Source organism: Rhizobium sp. P1_E1 (genome assembly GCF_056406015.1).
On sequence record NZ_JBFUAY010000136.1, the window covers coordinates 1 to 13,028 of the forward strand.

Sequence of the window (13,028 nt, forward strand, 5' to 3'; positions counted from 1 at the left end):
ACCGTACGCAAATCATCGAAATCATGGGCATCGCGCTACAGACGAGCCAAGAATTTCAACATCTTTGGAAAAGCAGCGGCGGAACGGGCCGGCTCAGTCAAGACGACACGGATAAGTTGGTCGAACTGCTCCGCCAGATCGGCAACCTGAATGAAATGCTCATGCGATTGGCCTGAAAGGTGTCGATACCCAAGTACCAGCGCCCACGCATTTCCGAGACGTCAAAACTCCCATGGCGAGATCAATTGAAGACCTGAGGTCGCAAAATTGCCCAGATTTCGCGTCGCAAGTCGCCCACCATTGACCCGCGCGATAGCGGCGATCATGCCATCCGGCACTGACATCCCGCGCCCCTGACGAGCGGCCAAACCCATAATGTCACCATAAGCAAGAGCGGCCTCTTCGGTCAGGCCAAAAATCCGGGCTGCAAAGCGACGACGCCAATCGGACAGTCCCTGCTCGAGGCGTTCGGCTCGCTGATCAGGCCGGATCTTCTGGATACCGAAAGCGATCTCGGCAATCGTTACTGTCGKCAGCGCCAATTCAGCATCATGGCGGACGAGCCATGAGATCACAGCTTCATTGGGTGATTTTATCAAAGTTTCCGAAACAATGTTGGTATCGAGAAAAATCAAAGCTCGATGCCCTTATGAACCTGCCTGCCTTCGTTGATAACGGCTTCGAGGTCGATATCCGTCCCGCTTTGCTGCGAAAGCCCTGGCATAGAAGGACACAGCCGGCTCTCTTCCGGCTTCGCGTATTTCATACGATTCGAGGGCCCTTTCGAGAATGTCGGCTATCGAGCGGTTTTCACGGCGGGAAAGCCGGTGAGCAAGATCACGCGCTTTTGCGCTCCGTACAGAAAGCTGAGGTTCGGCCATGCCGATCTCCTTTGCGATAGGATATAAAGGCAGCGTTAGCCATCAAGATGGCAAGTGATGGCTTGATACCATTGCTTTTCGTAAATCATCAACCCAATAATGGACGGCTGCCGCTAAGCTCCAATGTCAGAATAATTAACCACATTTCAGTGTTCTTGCGAAATAATGCCATACGTAGATCAGGTCTCTCGAAGTAGAGAAGCCAAAGTTATTTGGAGACAGTCTTGGCATTCACCATTGCTCGCAGTTTGGTGGCGTTCGGCGTCGCCGTTTCAGTCGGTCTTTTCATGTCGATCGGATTGCAGCAATCGGCGCTCGAACGGCTCAAGGTCAACGGGCCGGTTTACGAGCAGGTCGTCTACGGCAAGGATTTGATTGCCGATATTCTGCCGCCGCCGCTGTTTGTGGTCGAATCCTACATGCTCTCCTTCGAGGCGAGCAAATTTCCCGAACTCACCGACACCAATCTTGCCAAGATCGCAAATCTCAAGGCCGCTTACGACAACCGCCGCGCCTATTGGAAAACCACCCGGCTGCCGCAAGCCTTGAAGGACGAGCTTGAAAACGATGTCATCGCCAAGGGCRATGAATTCTGGGAAGTGATGAACCATGAGATCATCCCGGCCTTGAATGCCAGGGATGAAGACAAGGCGCACGGTGCAATCGAGCAGTTGCGCGTCGCCTTTCATTCGCACCAGGACAYGGTCGAGAAACTCGTTGCCAATTCCGACGCCTTCCTGAAGGGTGAGGAACGCAATGCAGCCTCGGAGATCGTGACCTGGACGATCTATGCGGGTGCTGCGGGCTTCGGATCGTTCGGCCTATTGCTGGTGGGACTGTATCTCTTGCGTCGCCGGGCGATCGTGCCCCTGGATGGCATGAAAGCCTATATGGGCAATCTTGCCGAAGGCGATTTTTCGACCGACGTTCCCTACGCCAACCGTTCCGACGAGATCGGCGCCATGTCCAAGGCCGTCGCGGTATTCCGCCGCAACGCACTCGAGCGGCAGGACGCACAGAAGCGCGAGACCGCACTTCGCGATGCGGAATTCGAGCGTGAACGCAGTCAGCTGGCCGAAAGGGCCGCAGAGGAGCAGATCCGCGAAACGGTGATCGATCAGCTGACATACGGACTGGAACAGCTATCGACCGGCAACCTCGATTGCCGGATCAAGACACCCTTTGCCGCTGCCTACGAGACTTTGCGCGCGAAGTTCAACGATAGTATGGACGCGCTTTGCGCTTCGATGGCGGAGATCGCCCAGACCTCCAAGCAAGTGGGCAGCTCCTCGGCCGGCATCACCGATGCAGCCGACAGTCTTGCGTCGCGCACGGAACAGCAGGCCGCGATGCTCGAAGAGGCCACAGCCGCGCTCGATGAAATGAATATCAAAGCCAAAGACGCCTCCGACCATGCCGGCAAGGCAACCGGCATGATGGCGCAGACCCGCACCAGCGCCGAACATTCGGCAGCCGTCGTTCGCGAAGCAATCGCCGCCATGGAAAGGATCGAAGGCTCGTCCTCCCAGATTGGCGCCATCGTCAACGTCATCGATGAAATCGCCTTCCAGACCAATCTTCTGGCGCTCAATGCCGGGGTTGAAGCAGCGCGCGCGGGCGAAGCAGGCAAGGGTTTTGCCGTCGTGGCGCAGGAAGTGCGTGAACTTGCCATGCGCTCGGCCAACGCCGCCAAGGAGATCAGAGCTCTGATCTCCACCTCCTCGGCCCAGGTCTCCACCGGTGTGGAACTCGTCAACCGCACCGGCAAGGCGCTCCTGGAAATCGAGGGCCAGGTCGAGCAGGTTGCCGGCCTGATCGCCCGCATCGTTTCGGTATCCTCCGAACAGGCGGTAGCGATCGGCGAGATCAACACCTCCGTCAACGCCCTGGATCAGGTAACCCAACGCAACGCTGCCATGGCCGTCGAAACTGCCTCGGCCTGCCGCGCCCTCGGTAGCCAAACGCAGACACTGGAGGGGGTCGTCAACCGCTTTCAGGTCGATGCGGGAGCCAGCACGTCCAGACCGCAGAAAGCTGCTTGAGGCGGGAGCGGCAACGGAAGCCCCTGCTCTTTCGGCAACCTTAGTCCAAGACAATCGCCACGACGGCAACGCAATCGCCGGCCTTGAAATTGATCGTGGTTCCCGACGAGAGATGATCCTTGCTTTCGCGGGCGAACCTTATCGGGTTTGCAGCGTTTCACGGCAATGGAAAATCATGATGGCACCGGCCTTTCGTTGCGTCGGACTATTTCGCGGCAATGCGACCAAATCGCTCCCACGCCCATACTCGAGGGGGCGGAGCGATCGTTCGTGCCAAAAGGCTGCTGATGCCAGCTTCCGCCAGCGCGAAACACCTGACCTCTATCGAGCTTGGAAGAATTCGGCGCGCTGTCGGCATAGCGCGCATGATGGATACTGCGGTCAGATTGCCTGTCATCGGCGTGCGGATCGGCGCGGACTCAATTCTCGGCCTTATCCCGGCCGTCGGCGACATTGCCGGATCTCTGATCGGTCTTTTCATCATCGATGAGGCAAGACGCCTCGGTGTTCCCACCCATAAGCTCGCCCGTATGGCCGTCAATCTCGGGATCGACGCCGCAGGCGGAACGGTTCCCTTGATCGGCGATCTCTTCGACGTCTATTTCAAGTCTCATCGCCGAAACGTCGGTATCATCCTCGACCACTTTGGGATTGGCGAAGACGAGCTGAATCGGCACATCTGACGAAGCCGATCGCTTCGCCGGTCTGGATCACGTCCGAGCGCCCTTTCTCGTCAGAAACGCCAGGGCCGCCGCGCCGACGAGGCCAGAGTTCTGATCCAATGCTGCCAGCATCACCTTGACATCCTTGAATGCCGGCATGGCCCATTGCGTGATGTAGGCTTGAATGCCCGGTTGCAGCCGATCGAACTCGTGGGAAAGCCCGCCTCCCATCACAATGATATCGGGACTGAAGATATGGATCAGGCTGGTGAAGCCGCGGCCGAGAATTTCTGCTTCCTCGTCAACCAGTTGATTTGCCAGACGATCGCCATTTCTAGCGGCCGCGAAGATGCTGCGGCTGTCGATGGCTCCGTCATTGCTGCCTATCGTCGTCCCGCTAGATTCCATGGCCCTTATGCGGGCGCGTCGTGCAAAAGCCGGTCCGGATCCATAGGCCTCGAAGCAACCCCTGTTGCCGCAAGGGCAAGGCTCGCCGTTCGGCACGACCGACATGTGGCCGACATGAGCCGCCATGCCCTTGCGGCCGCGCACCACGCGACCATCCGAGATAACGCCGCCGCCGATTCCGGTGCTGACCGTGACATAGACAAGGTTATCAAGCCCCTTGCCGATACCGAACTGCCACTCACCAATGGCAGCGGCAATAGCATCATTCTCGAGGTCGACAGGAAACGGAAACCGCTTCTGCAACTCCGCCTTCAGCGGAAAATCGACGAAGCCGGAGAGGGTCGGGATATCAGTCGCGACACCGGCAACCGTATCGAGTGGGCCCGGAGCGGATACGCCGACGCCCACCACCGAAGCCGGGTTCGATGCTGCAAGCAGTCCATCGGCCAGGCCGCAAATCTGGGCGAGCACGCGGTCGGGACCCGCCAGCGCATCCGTCGGTTCGGCTGCGCGCGCCAGAATCCGGCCTTGCTCGTCGACAAGGGCAGCGCGTACCTGCGTCCCACCGAGGTCGATTCCAATGGCAACCTGCTGCATGTGAAGACCATCAGTTAGAGTGCGCGGACCCATGMCATCCGCTCGTCGAGCGACGGCGCATTGAAAGCCAGGGAACCGAGAACGACCGTCTCCGCACCCGATTGGCGCAGGTGAGGCACGGTGTGCTCGCGAATACCGCCGTCGGCCGCAAGCACGATCCGATGCGCCGCGCCGCAGCCGGCGATGATCTGCTTGGCCTGCTGAAGCCGGGCGCCGGCCTTTTCGTCGAGGCCCTGGCCCTTCACACCGATCGCCGTGCCGAGCAGCGTCACGAAACTCAGCCGGGAAACGTATCTTTCGACCCGCTCGACGGGAGTATCGACTTTGAGGACCATGCCGGCGGCGACGCCGCGGCGATCGAGGAGATCGAGCGCCTGGTCTGCGACGCTTTCGTTTTCAACATGCAGGCTAATCAGGTCGCTGCCCGCATCGGCGAACTGCTCGATCTGCGACAGGATGATGCTGTCGGCGACCATCAGGTGAACATGGATCGGGCGTGCGGAAATTTTGCGCACCCCGGCGACGAGATCGGGGAAAAACAACATTGCCGGCGCGAAATGACCATCGGCGACATCGATATGGAGGATGTCGACGTGCGGATCGACACGCATCAGATCATCGGCGAGACGCACAAGATCGGCCGACCAGATGGAGAATTCAGCAATCAAGCGATCCTTCGGAAGATCAGCGATCCAGGTCTTGGAGGGGGTCGTCATTGTTTCAGAGCTCCTTCAGAAAATGGCCCATGGCAAGCCGGAAGTCGGCGACATATTGCGGACGGCTCACAGTCTTCGATGTGATCTGCACGAAACGCGCGCCGGCAATGCGCTCGGCAAGAGCACATGCGTGGCCAAGAGGATGAATGCTGTCCCGATCATGGCCGATGATGAGCGTCGGTACGGCGATATTGCCGACCTCCTCGTCGGTCACATCAGGACCGTCATTTGAGATCCTGGTGAGCAGTTCGGCGGTCACATCCAAAGGCGTGCGGGAGAAAAAGCCGGCGAGTGACGCCAGATTGTCCGGAGCCTCGGCGGCGAGCCGCACGCCCACCGGCCCTGCCAGGAACGTAGTCTTTGCCTCATCCGGCGGCAGAGTTTTCAGAAGCCGCCCGACTTCGGCATTGGGCGCCATATTCTCCGGCTCGGGTGCCGTCAGCCAGGCCGGCCTTGYGATGATCAGAGCCTTGACAAGATCGGGCCGCTTGACCGCGAGACGTAAGGCGATCGCAGCACCCATCGAGATGCCGCCGATCACGATCGGCGGCGTAAGGTTTTTCTCGATATAGGCGGCGATGTCATCGCAGAAGGTCGCGATCGACAACCGCTCCAGATTGCCGGCTTGGGAGTGGCCGTGGCCACGCGCTTCGATCGTTACCCGGCGAAAACCCGCTTCGAGCGGAAAGACTTCGTCGGTCTGCGCCGCGTCTCCGCATAAGCCATGCTGGAATATGGCGGACGCGCCCTCGCCCGCCATATCCACATTGAGAATGGTCCCGTCGCTGGTTTCGAACGGTCGAGCCCGTCTCATCTTCCTGCCCCCGCAGAATGACCGTCGAGGCTATTCTTCAGGAAGGCCGCCACACCGGCCGCCTCCGAAGCCGAAAGACCATGCGTGACGAGACTGCCCTCGAAGCCGATCGCCTTGAGACGGCCGAGATAATGCGCGTAGTCGAGGACGCCCTTGCCGGCGGTCGCGAAACTACCGTCGCGATTGCGGTCTTTCGCATGCGCCATGACGATCCGATCGGCCAGAAGGTCGATGGCGGAAGACACGATGCTCCGCTGCTCATCCAGCGTCGCGAGCTCGAAGAGATTGGCCGGATCGAGCACGATCTTGATGCGGGGGCTCTTTAGTGCCGTGATCAGCCGATGGGCTTTCTCAGCCGAGTTGACGACATTGGCAAGCTCGGGCTCGATGCCGAGATCGACATCGTAGCGTTCGGCGATCTCGATGGCCGTTCCCATCGCTTCGAGGAGGTCCCGCCAGGCCTCCGGCGTATTGTTGTCGGCGTGGGCCTTCCACTGGTCGATGGGATCGCGTGTGCCGGTGCAGAGCGTGATCAGGGCGGTCGACATGCCGGTGCTGCGCTTGGCCAGCGTCGCGAGGTTACGAAGGCCGGCCTCGCGAACGGCAGGATCCGGGTGGATCATGTTGAAAGTGCCGGAAACGGCAACGATTTCGACGCCGCTCTCGCGCGCGGCTTCGGCGACCGAGCTGGCCTGGGCTTCCGTAATGATCTCCGGCATCGGCGCAAGGCCCGAGCAGGCCATATTATATTGGGCGCAGGTGAACCCGGCCGCGGCGACCGAGTTGAGAACGCTTACCGGTTCCGTTCCCTCGAAGGTCTTTGCGAAAATGCCGAGCTTCATCACACGCCACCCGTGACGTCGGCCAACGCAACCGCCTTACCGCTTTCGGCCGAACGCGCGACGGCGACCATCGCCCGTACGGATGCCAGGCCGTCATCGATGTCGGCGCCTTCCATCACGGCGCCATCCAGAATGGTGCGGGCGAAGCCTTCGACCTGACGGCGATAGAAATGGCCGTCGGCACCGAGAACTCGATGGGTCGCGCCGTCCGCCTCTCGGAAAATGTCCACCTCGCTGGTCTTGTAGTACCACGGGTTATAGGTCTTGCCCAAAATGCTGCCATTCTTGCCATAGATCTGGAAGCCTTCGTGCCAGTCCATGCGCACCTGAACGGTGAGATCGAGATGGCCGAGCGTGCCGGAGACAAATTCCACGTCCACGAACCAGCACCAGATACCGGCGCGCTCCGACAGGCGAGCGTTGACGGAAACGATGTCGCCGGCGAAATAACGTGCGGTGTCGATCAGATGGCAACCGTGGGCAAGCATGTAGTAGCGCCGCAGGTCGGCTTTCGGATTGGCGGTGGGCTTCCGCGCATTGGCGCTGGTGACGATCAGGGGTTGGACCGCATCGGTCATTGGATAGCGGTGCGTGCTGTCGCAATACCATGCTTTCAGAGCAACCATTTCGCCCATTTCATCGCGGATGAAGGACTTGGCAGCCTGGAGCCCCGCGTCGAAACGCTTCATATGCCCGACCTGAAACACCTTTCCCGCCCCGTCGACTACAGCTTTCAGTTCAAGGCATTCCTCGACGGTGACACCGACGGGTTTCTCGCACAGGACATGTTTGCCTGCCTGAAGGGCGCGAATGGAAGCCGGGACGTGAAAGGCATCGGCGGTCGCGATCACCACGGCATCGAGGTCAGGATCGGCCAGCATCTTATCGTAATCGTCATAGGTTTTTTCCACCCCGTGGGTGATTGCCATACGCTCACGGAGATCCTCGGCAACGTCGCAAATCGCATAGAGGTCGGCATTGGCTGCCTTCGTGCAGCTCTCGAAGTGCGCGGCCTGGGCAATCTGGCCCGCTCCCAATACGCCGATGCGGAGACGTCGTTCCTGTTTTGCTGGCATCGAAAAGCCCTTCGGGTCGGATATTGAAGTGAACGCCGGTTTCGGCGTCGGATGGAATGCTTTCAAACGTCAACGACGTCTTCTGGCCGGGCCGCCACCAGCGCCGCCCGCTGCTCCCTCGTCAATTCAGAGCGCCATATGCGTTTGAGGATGGAAAAAGTGCAGTTTCGCCGGGTCGATCGCCACATTGATCGATTGGCCTGTCTCGACCGCACTGACAGCCTCGAACCGCGCAACGGCGTTGGCGGCCCCGCTCAAGTCCTCGACAGCATCGGGGTCGCCTGAGTCGATCCGGACCGCGTCGATCTTCAAATGCACGATCAACTCGGAGCCTAGCTCCTCGATCGACTTCACGACAACCGGGATCGTCGGATGGGAGGCACCCGACGGCAACCGGCTGTCGTAGAGGTCCTCGGGCCTGACCCCAAAGATCAGGGCCTTTCCCTCGAAGGCGGAAAGACCGGGAGCGCGTTCGAAGGCGCCGTCGGACAACGGAATGGAGAAGCCCGGCAGATGGATCCGCCCGCCCTCCAGACGCCCTTCGAAAAGGTTCATCGACGGCGAACCGATGAAGCCGGCGACAAACGCATTGACYGGGCGGTGATACAGAGCCTTGGGCGTATCCACTTGCTGAAGCACGCCGCCCTTCAGCACCGCAACCCGATCGCCCATGGTCAGCGCTTCGGTCTGGTCGTGCGTCACGTAGATCGTCGTCACGCCCAGCTGTCTCTGCAGGCTGGCGATCTCCGCCCGCATCTGAACACGCAGCTTCGCATCAAGGTTCGAGAGCGGTTCGTCCATGAGGAATGCCGCGGGCTCACGGACCATGGCGCGGCCCATCGCAACACGCTGGCGCTGGCCGCCGGAAAGCTGTGCGGGCTTGTTGCCCAGCAAGGATTCCAGCTGCAGGATCTTGGCGATCTCATGCACGCGTTTGGTGCGTTCGGCCTTGTTCTTTCCGGCCAGCTTCATCGAAAAGGCGATGTTGTCGAACACGGTCATGTGCGGATAAAGCGCATAGCTTTGAAAGACCATGGCAATGTCCCGGTCCTTGGGCGCGAGATCCACGACGTCCTGACCGCCGATGCTCAATGTTCCGCTGCTGATTTCCTCGAGCCCGGCAATCATGCGCAGAGCGGTCGATTTTCCGCATCCGGACGGCCCGACCAGAATCAGAAACTCGCCATCATGGATCGTCAGGCTCAGATCCTTGATCGCATGGTAGCTGTTTCCATAGGTCTTGCAGATTTTGTCGAGTACAACCACAGCCACGTCTCGTCCTCCCGTACCAGTCCGGATCACATCTTGAACGGCGCTCCCCGCCGTCTCCGATCCTTTTGACAAGAAAGCTCAGGCCTGAGCGTCAAAGTCAACAAAAGAATCGAGGGGAATTCATCACAATCTATCGGAAACAAATCGTATCTAGTTGAAAAATATCATCATTCCATATCAAACGAATATTCATTTGCGGAATTATATTTTTTATCGCGCGTAACTTTTATGGCCAACGCCATGACTGTCAATAGATCTCGCAAGGCGCTTCAATTGCAGATCAGCGACGCACCGCTCGGCCGGTCGACCAGTGTCGACACCGGTCACACCTGCGCTCACTTTTGGCATCCCGACATCGGGAGCGGCGCAGGTGCATTCTCCGCCGCCATCCATGCCAGACACGTCCGGTGATCCGGCAGGCCTCGGCGCCCTCCCCGTGCGGTCACGGAAATGGCGGCCGCCGCCGTGGCATAGGCAGCGCAATCAAGCGGGCGCTTACCCCTAGCGAGGGCAAGGGCGTAGGCACCGTGAAAGCAATCACCGGCGCCGGTCGTATCGACCGCCTGAACCTGATAGGCCGGCACATGCCACCTGACGGTATCGCCCTTCTGGCGGAGATAGGTTCCTCGTTCGCCATCAGTAAGGACAACCGCGGACCGATCCCCGGACCAGAGCTTCTCCAGGATCATCGTGGGATCACCTTCGCCGGTGTATTCCTGCGCAAAGGCGAGCGGCAGCACCAGATGATCGGCAAAAGCCAGGATCCGGTCTGTCGCGGCACCGACCGTCCATTCGATATCGGCAATCACGGCCAGACCCAGGGCGCGTGCGCGCGCCACGACACTTTCCGCGTGCGTGGCATAGCCATCGATCAGCAGGACCGGGGCCTGCATCAGAACATCGTCGGGCAGTGCATCGGATGTCCCGTGCAGCACATCGTCGTCATAAGCGATGAACCGGGCGCCGTCGGGACCGACCGTGATCACGGAGCGGATTGGCGCGGCATCAGCGTGGCGGGGAGCCAGCGATATGTCGACGCCGTCCCGCTCGAGTTCGCTACCCGCCACATCGGCCGTTGGCTCATCGCCGAGCCAGCCTATGAAGCCGGCCCGCCCACCAAGCCGGGCGGCGGCAACCAGGGCCGTCGCCACGTTGCCGCCATGGTCCGTGGCACGCTTAATCACTTTTCCCTTGCCGGCCGTCAGCCCCCGATCGACATAGATGATGTCATCGATTGCCAGGGCGCCGAAGCCCAGAACCTGGAAAGGGCGCGACACGTCTCAAGCACCGGCCGCCGCCAGCGCATCCTCCGGCGTCATGCCTTTATGAATGACGAACTTGAAGGCACGCGCAGCCATGGTCGTATCGCCGTGGCCCCAAAGGTTGCGACCGACGACCGCACCTTTGGCTCCAGCGCGCAATGCCTCCGAGGTCTGGACGAGCGCTCCGAGCAGCGTTTCGGTCTTGGGGCCGCCGGCGATCACGACCGGAATCGGGCAGGTCGCAACGGTCTCGCGGAAGGATTCGAAATCGCCGGTATAGCCGACCTTGATCACGTCGACTCCGGCCTCGAATCCGATGCGCACCGCATAGGCAATCTCATCCGGGGTGAACACGATCTTGCCGCCGTCGGAGAAATCACGGGGATAGACATGAGCAACGACCGGCATCTCGAAGCGGGCGGCGGCGTTGACCGTATCGGTGAGCCAGCGGATATATTCTCCTTCGGTGGCGCCGCGCACGGGAATGGCGACAGCCAGAGCGTCCGCACCATAGCGCACCGCGTCTTCCGGGGTCGCAATAAGCTGGCGAATGCGGTCGTCAGCGGTGAAGCAACCACCCTGAATGACGAGCGCTGCCTTTCCGGCATATTCCGACCAGAGGTGGCGCGCCGCGCCAGGCTGGATGCTGATGTAGTCGGGTCCCCCCGCCATGACGCGTCTGAGCGCACCCGGCAGGTCGGCAAGCCCGCCCTCACGCACATTGCCATAACCGACAAAATGATCGACGGCGCCTCCGAACAGATGACCCGATGGGTTCGAGAACAGGCGTGCGAGGCGGACTTTGGTTCCGAGACCCATGGCGATACTTCCTTCGTGATTGCCGGCTTTGCGATTGCTGGCGCCGATGCTGAAGAAACCCTAACTCGAAAACAAACAAATATTCAATATTTCGATTTCTTTCGTTTTTACATGGATGATGAATTTTTGACGTGCATTTTCGTCATCATGCGGCTATTTTTGCAGCAAGAGCCGTAGGATAAGGCGGCGAACTTTCGTTTTTCAAAAGTCATATGGTCGCAAAAGGCGACAGGTCGGGATCACAAATGCTTGCAGAGCAGAGGCGGCAGCAGATCATGCTGGAACTTCAACGGGTCGGTCAGGCACGCACCCGCCAGCTCGCGGAATTCTTCGAGGTCTCGGAAGTGACGATCCGCTCCGACCTCGAAATCATGGACGCGAAGAAGCAACTGATCAAAACACATGGCGGGGCAATCGCCCTGCCGTCCGACTCGCCAGCGGCGGCCTTTGAGGAACGCATGCAGCGCAATTTCGATGCGAAGCGACGCATCGCCCAGATGGCTGCGCGGCAGATCATCGACAATCAGTCAATCGTCTTCGACAGCGGTTCGACGCTGTTGCAAGTGGCCATGCAGATGCCCCCGGTCAACAACGTCGTGGTTGCGACGACGGCGATGAACATCGCGCAGCATCTGATGTACCGTCCAGGGCTCGACGTGCACATGATCGGCGGCCGCGTATTTCCCAGCACCGTGAGCACGATTGTGTCGGACTCCGACAAGGCGGTCGGCGGCCTCGTCGCCCACCAGGCCTTTGTCAGCGCCCACGCGATCGATCAGGCCTTCGACGTCGTCGATGTCTCCGAGGATATTGCGCGAACCAAGCGCAACCTGGTTCGCATGGCCCGGCGTGTCGTCCTCGTGGCGGATTCGAGCAAATTTGACATCGGCGCCTCCTCCAAAGCCTTCTCGCTATCGCGCGTCGACCTGATCATCACGGACAGCAACATGCCGCACAGCATTCGCCACCGGCTGGACAAGCTGGGCGTGGAGGTTCGCTACGCGTGACCTGCAGTCCACCTCTCCAATTTACAAGAGAGACAGGAGAGGCTTTGGCGTCGACGGATGGCTTTGGCCGACGCCATGGAATACGAGAAGGGCTAAAATCCCAGACGTCGAAGGGTCTCGCGGTTCGCGCGAACGGCCGCGGCAGGATCGGTTCCGGCATGGTCCGATTCTTCCTCGACCACGATCCAGCCGATAAAGTTCGGCGCATCCCGAACGGCCGAAATCACGGCAGGCACGTCGCAGACGCCTTCCCCCAGCATCGCCCAGGTCCCGCCGGCGTCAACATCCTTCAGATGCACGTAGCGGATCCGGTCCCGGTGGGCCGCCAGCGTATCGCCGATCTGCTGGCCGCCACGCAGGATATGGCCGGTATCCGGCACCCAACCCACGCCTGGATCCAAGAGAGCAAAGAGGCGATCATAGTCGTTGCGGGTGAAGAGGAGCGTGTTGTGGTGCGAGGAAGGATGGACCGCAACGGCGACGCCAGCCGACTGTCCGATCTCGGTCGCACGATTGTAGCACTCGGCCGCAATGGCGAATTTCTCATCGAGTGGACCATCCGAGACGACCGTCGCCGATCCCATCGATACCATCGCACCGGGAAAGTTCGCCGCGAAATCGACCCATCGC

Annotated in this window: 13 protein-coding genes and 1 pseudogene; 3 read left to right on the top strand and 11 right to left on the bottom strand. The window is 60.1% G+C overall.

Features of this window, described 5'->3' with window-relative positions; translation table 11 throughout:
* Positions 1-221: 221 nt before the first annotated feature.
* Complete coding sequence (locus AC1D1Z_RS27945; RefSeq protein WP_477852243.1) at positions 222-635, bottom strand: PIN domain-containing protein; 414 nt, start codon at positions 633-635, stop codon at positions 222-224.
* Positions 632-881 (bottom strand): annotated as a pseudogene (locus AC1D1Z_RS27950) (plasmid stabilization protein). The gene AC1D1Z_RS27945 and the pseudogene AC1D1Z_RS27950 overlap by 4 nt, the downstream one beginning before the upstream one ends.
* A 224-nt stretch (positions 882-1,105) precedes the next feature.
* Here AC1D1Z_RS27950 and AC1D1Z_RS27955 point away from each other — a divergent pair.
* Both AC1D1Z_RS27955 and AC1D1Z_RS27960 read left to right on the top strand, forming a co-directional pair.
* On the top strand, positions 1,106-2,923 hold the full coding sequence (locus tag AC1D1Z_RS27955) for a methyl-accepting chemotaxis protein (RefSeq protein WP_477852244.1): 1,818 nt from the start codon (positions 1,106-1,108) through the stop codon (positions 2,921-2,923).
* A gap of 287 nt (positions 2,924-3,210) precedes the next feature.
* A complete protein-coding gene (locus AC1D1Z_RS27960; RefSeq protein WP_018245731.1) occupies positions 3,211-3,606 on the top strand; it encodes a DUF4112 domain-containing protein in 396 nt (131 codons plus the stop codon).
* Between the two features lie 27 nt (positions 3,607-3,633).
* Here AC1D1Z_RS27960 and AC1D1Z_RS27965 read toward each other — a convergent pair whose 3' ends face one another.
* The 8 genes from AC1D1Z_RS27965 to AC1D1Z_RS28000 all read right to left on the bottom strand — a co-directional run bounded on the left by AC1D1Z_RS27965 (position 3,634) and on the right by AC1D1Z_RS28000 (position 11,391).
* Positions 3,634-4,590, bottom strand: a complete 957-nt coding sequence (locus AC1D1Z_RS27965) for an ROK family protein (protein ID WP_018245732.1) — start codon at positions 4,588-4,590, stop codon at positions 3,634-3,636.
* A gap of 14 nt (positions 4,591-4,604) precedes the next feature.
* Positions 4,605-5,306 (bottom strand): ribulose-phosphate 3-epimerase, encoded by a 702-nt coding sequence (locus AC1D1Z_RS27970; protein WP_477852245.1) that lies wholly within the window; start codon positions 5,304-5,306, stop codon positions 4,605-4,607.
* 4 nt (positions 5,307-5,310) lie between these two features.
* Positions 5,311-6,120, bottom strand: coding sequence for an alpha/beta fold hydrolase (locus tag AC1D1Z_RS27975; protein WP_477852247.1), 810 nt, complete (start codon positions 6,118-6,120; stop codon positions 5,311-5,313).
* Positions 6,117-6,962 carry a sugar phosphate isomerase/epimerase family protein gene (locus AC1D1Z_RS27980; RefSeq protein WP_018245735.1) on the bottom strand — a complete coding sequence of 282 codons (846 nt, stop codon included), beginning with the start codon at positions 6,960-6,962 and terminating at the stop codon, positions 6,117-6,119. The genes AC1D1Z_RS27975 and AC1D1Z_RS27980 overlap by 4 nt, the downstream gene beginning before the upstream one ends.
* On the bottom strand, positions 6,962-8,038 hold the full coding sequence (locus AC1D1Z_RS27985; protein ID WP_026188705.1) for a Gfo/Idh/MocA family protein: 1,077 nt from the start codon (positions 8,036-8,038) through the stop codon (positions 6,962-6,964). The genes AC1D1Z_RS27980 and AC1D1Z_RS27985 overlap by 1 nt, the downstream gene beginning before the upstream one ends.
* Before the next feature lie 126 nt (positions 8,039-8,164).
* The gene (locus AC1D1Z_RS27990) at positions 8,165-9,310 is read right to left on the bottom strand and encodes an ABC transporter ATP-binding protein (RefSeq protein ID WP_020572891.1); all 1,146 of its coding nucleotides are present in this window, start codon (positions 9,308-9,310) and stop codon (positions 8,165-8,167) included.
* Positions 9,311-9,645: 335 nt separating this feature from the next.
* The gene (locus AC1D1Z_RS27995) at positions 9,646-10,587 is read right to left on the bottom strand and encodes a PfkB family carbohydrate kinase (protein WP_018245738.1); all 942 of its coding nucleotides are present in this window, start codon (positions 10,585-10,587) and stop codon (positions 9,646-9,648) included.
* A gap of 3 nt (positions 10,588-10,590) precedes the next feature.
* Positions 10,591-11,391 (bottom strand): beta/alpha barrel domain-containing protein, encoded by an 801-nt coding sequence (locus AC1D1Z_RS28000; RefSeq protein WP_018245739.1) that lies wholly within the window; start codon positions 11,389-11,391, stop codon positions 10,591-10,593.
* A gap of 245 nt (positions 11,392-11,636) precedes the next feature.
* Here AC1D1Z_RS28000 and AC1D1Z_RS28005 point away from each other — a divergent pair, with 245 nt between their 5' ends.
* Positions 11,637-12,398, top strand: coding sequence for a DeoR/GlpR family DNA-binding transcription regulator (locus tag AC1D1Z_RS28005; RefSeq protein WP_018245741.1), 762 nt, complete (start codon positions 11,637-11,639; stop codon positions 12,396-12,398).
* Between the two features lie 92 nt (positions 12,399-12,490).
* Here AC1D1Z_RS28005 and AC1D1Z_RS28010 read toward each other — a convergent pair.
* Positions 12,491-13,028 (bottom strand): sugar phosphate isomerase/epimerase family protein (locus AC1D1Z_RS28010; RefSeq protein ID WP_477852249.1); only part of this gene is annotated, 538 nt, incomplete at its 5' end.

Bases quoted from the DNA above. Each gene is read 5' to 3' on its own strand.
- AC1D1Z_RS27960 (WP_018245731.1), top strand. From the start codon at position 3,211: ATGCCAGCTTCCGCCAGCGCGAAACACCTGACCTCTATCGAGCTTGGA.
- AC1D1Z_RS27965 (WP_018245732.1), bottom strand. From the start codon at position 4,590: ATGCAGCAGGTTGCCATTGGAATCGACCTCGGTGGGACGCAGGTACGC.
- AC1D1Z_RS27980 (WP_018245735.1), bottom strand. From the start codon at position 6,962: ATGAAGCTCGGCATTTTCGCAAAGACCTTCGAGGGAACGGAACCGGTA.
- AC1D1Z_RS27985 (WP_026188705.1), bottom strand. From the start codon at position 8,038: ATGCCAGCAAAACAGGAACGACGTCTCCGCATCGGCGTATTGGGAGCG.
- AC1D1Z_RS28000 (WP_018245739.1), bottom strand. From the start codon at position 11,391: ATGGGTCTCGGAACCAAAGTCCGCCTCGCACGCCTGTTCTCGAACCCA.
- AC1D1Z_RS28005 (WP_018245741.1), top strand. From the start codon at position 11,637: ATGCTTGCAGAGCAGAGGCGGCAGCAGATCATGCTGGAACTTCAACGG.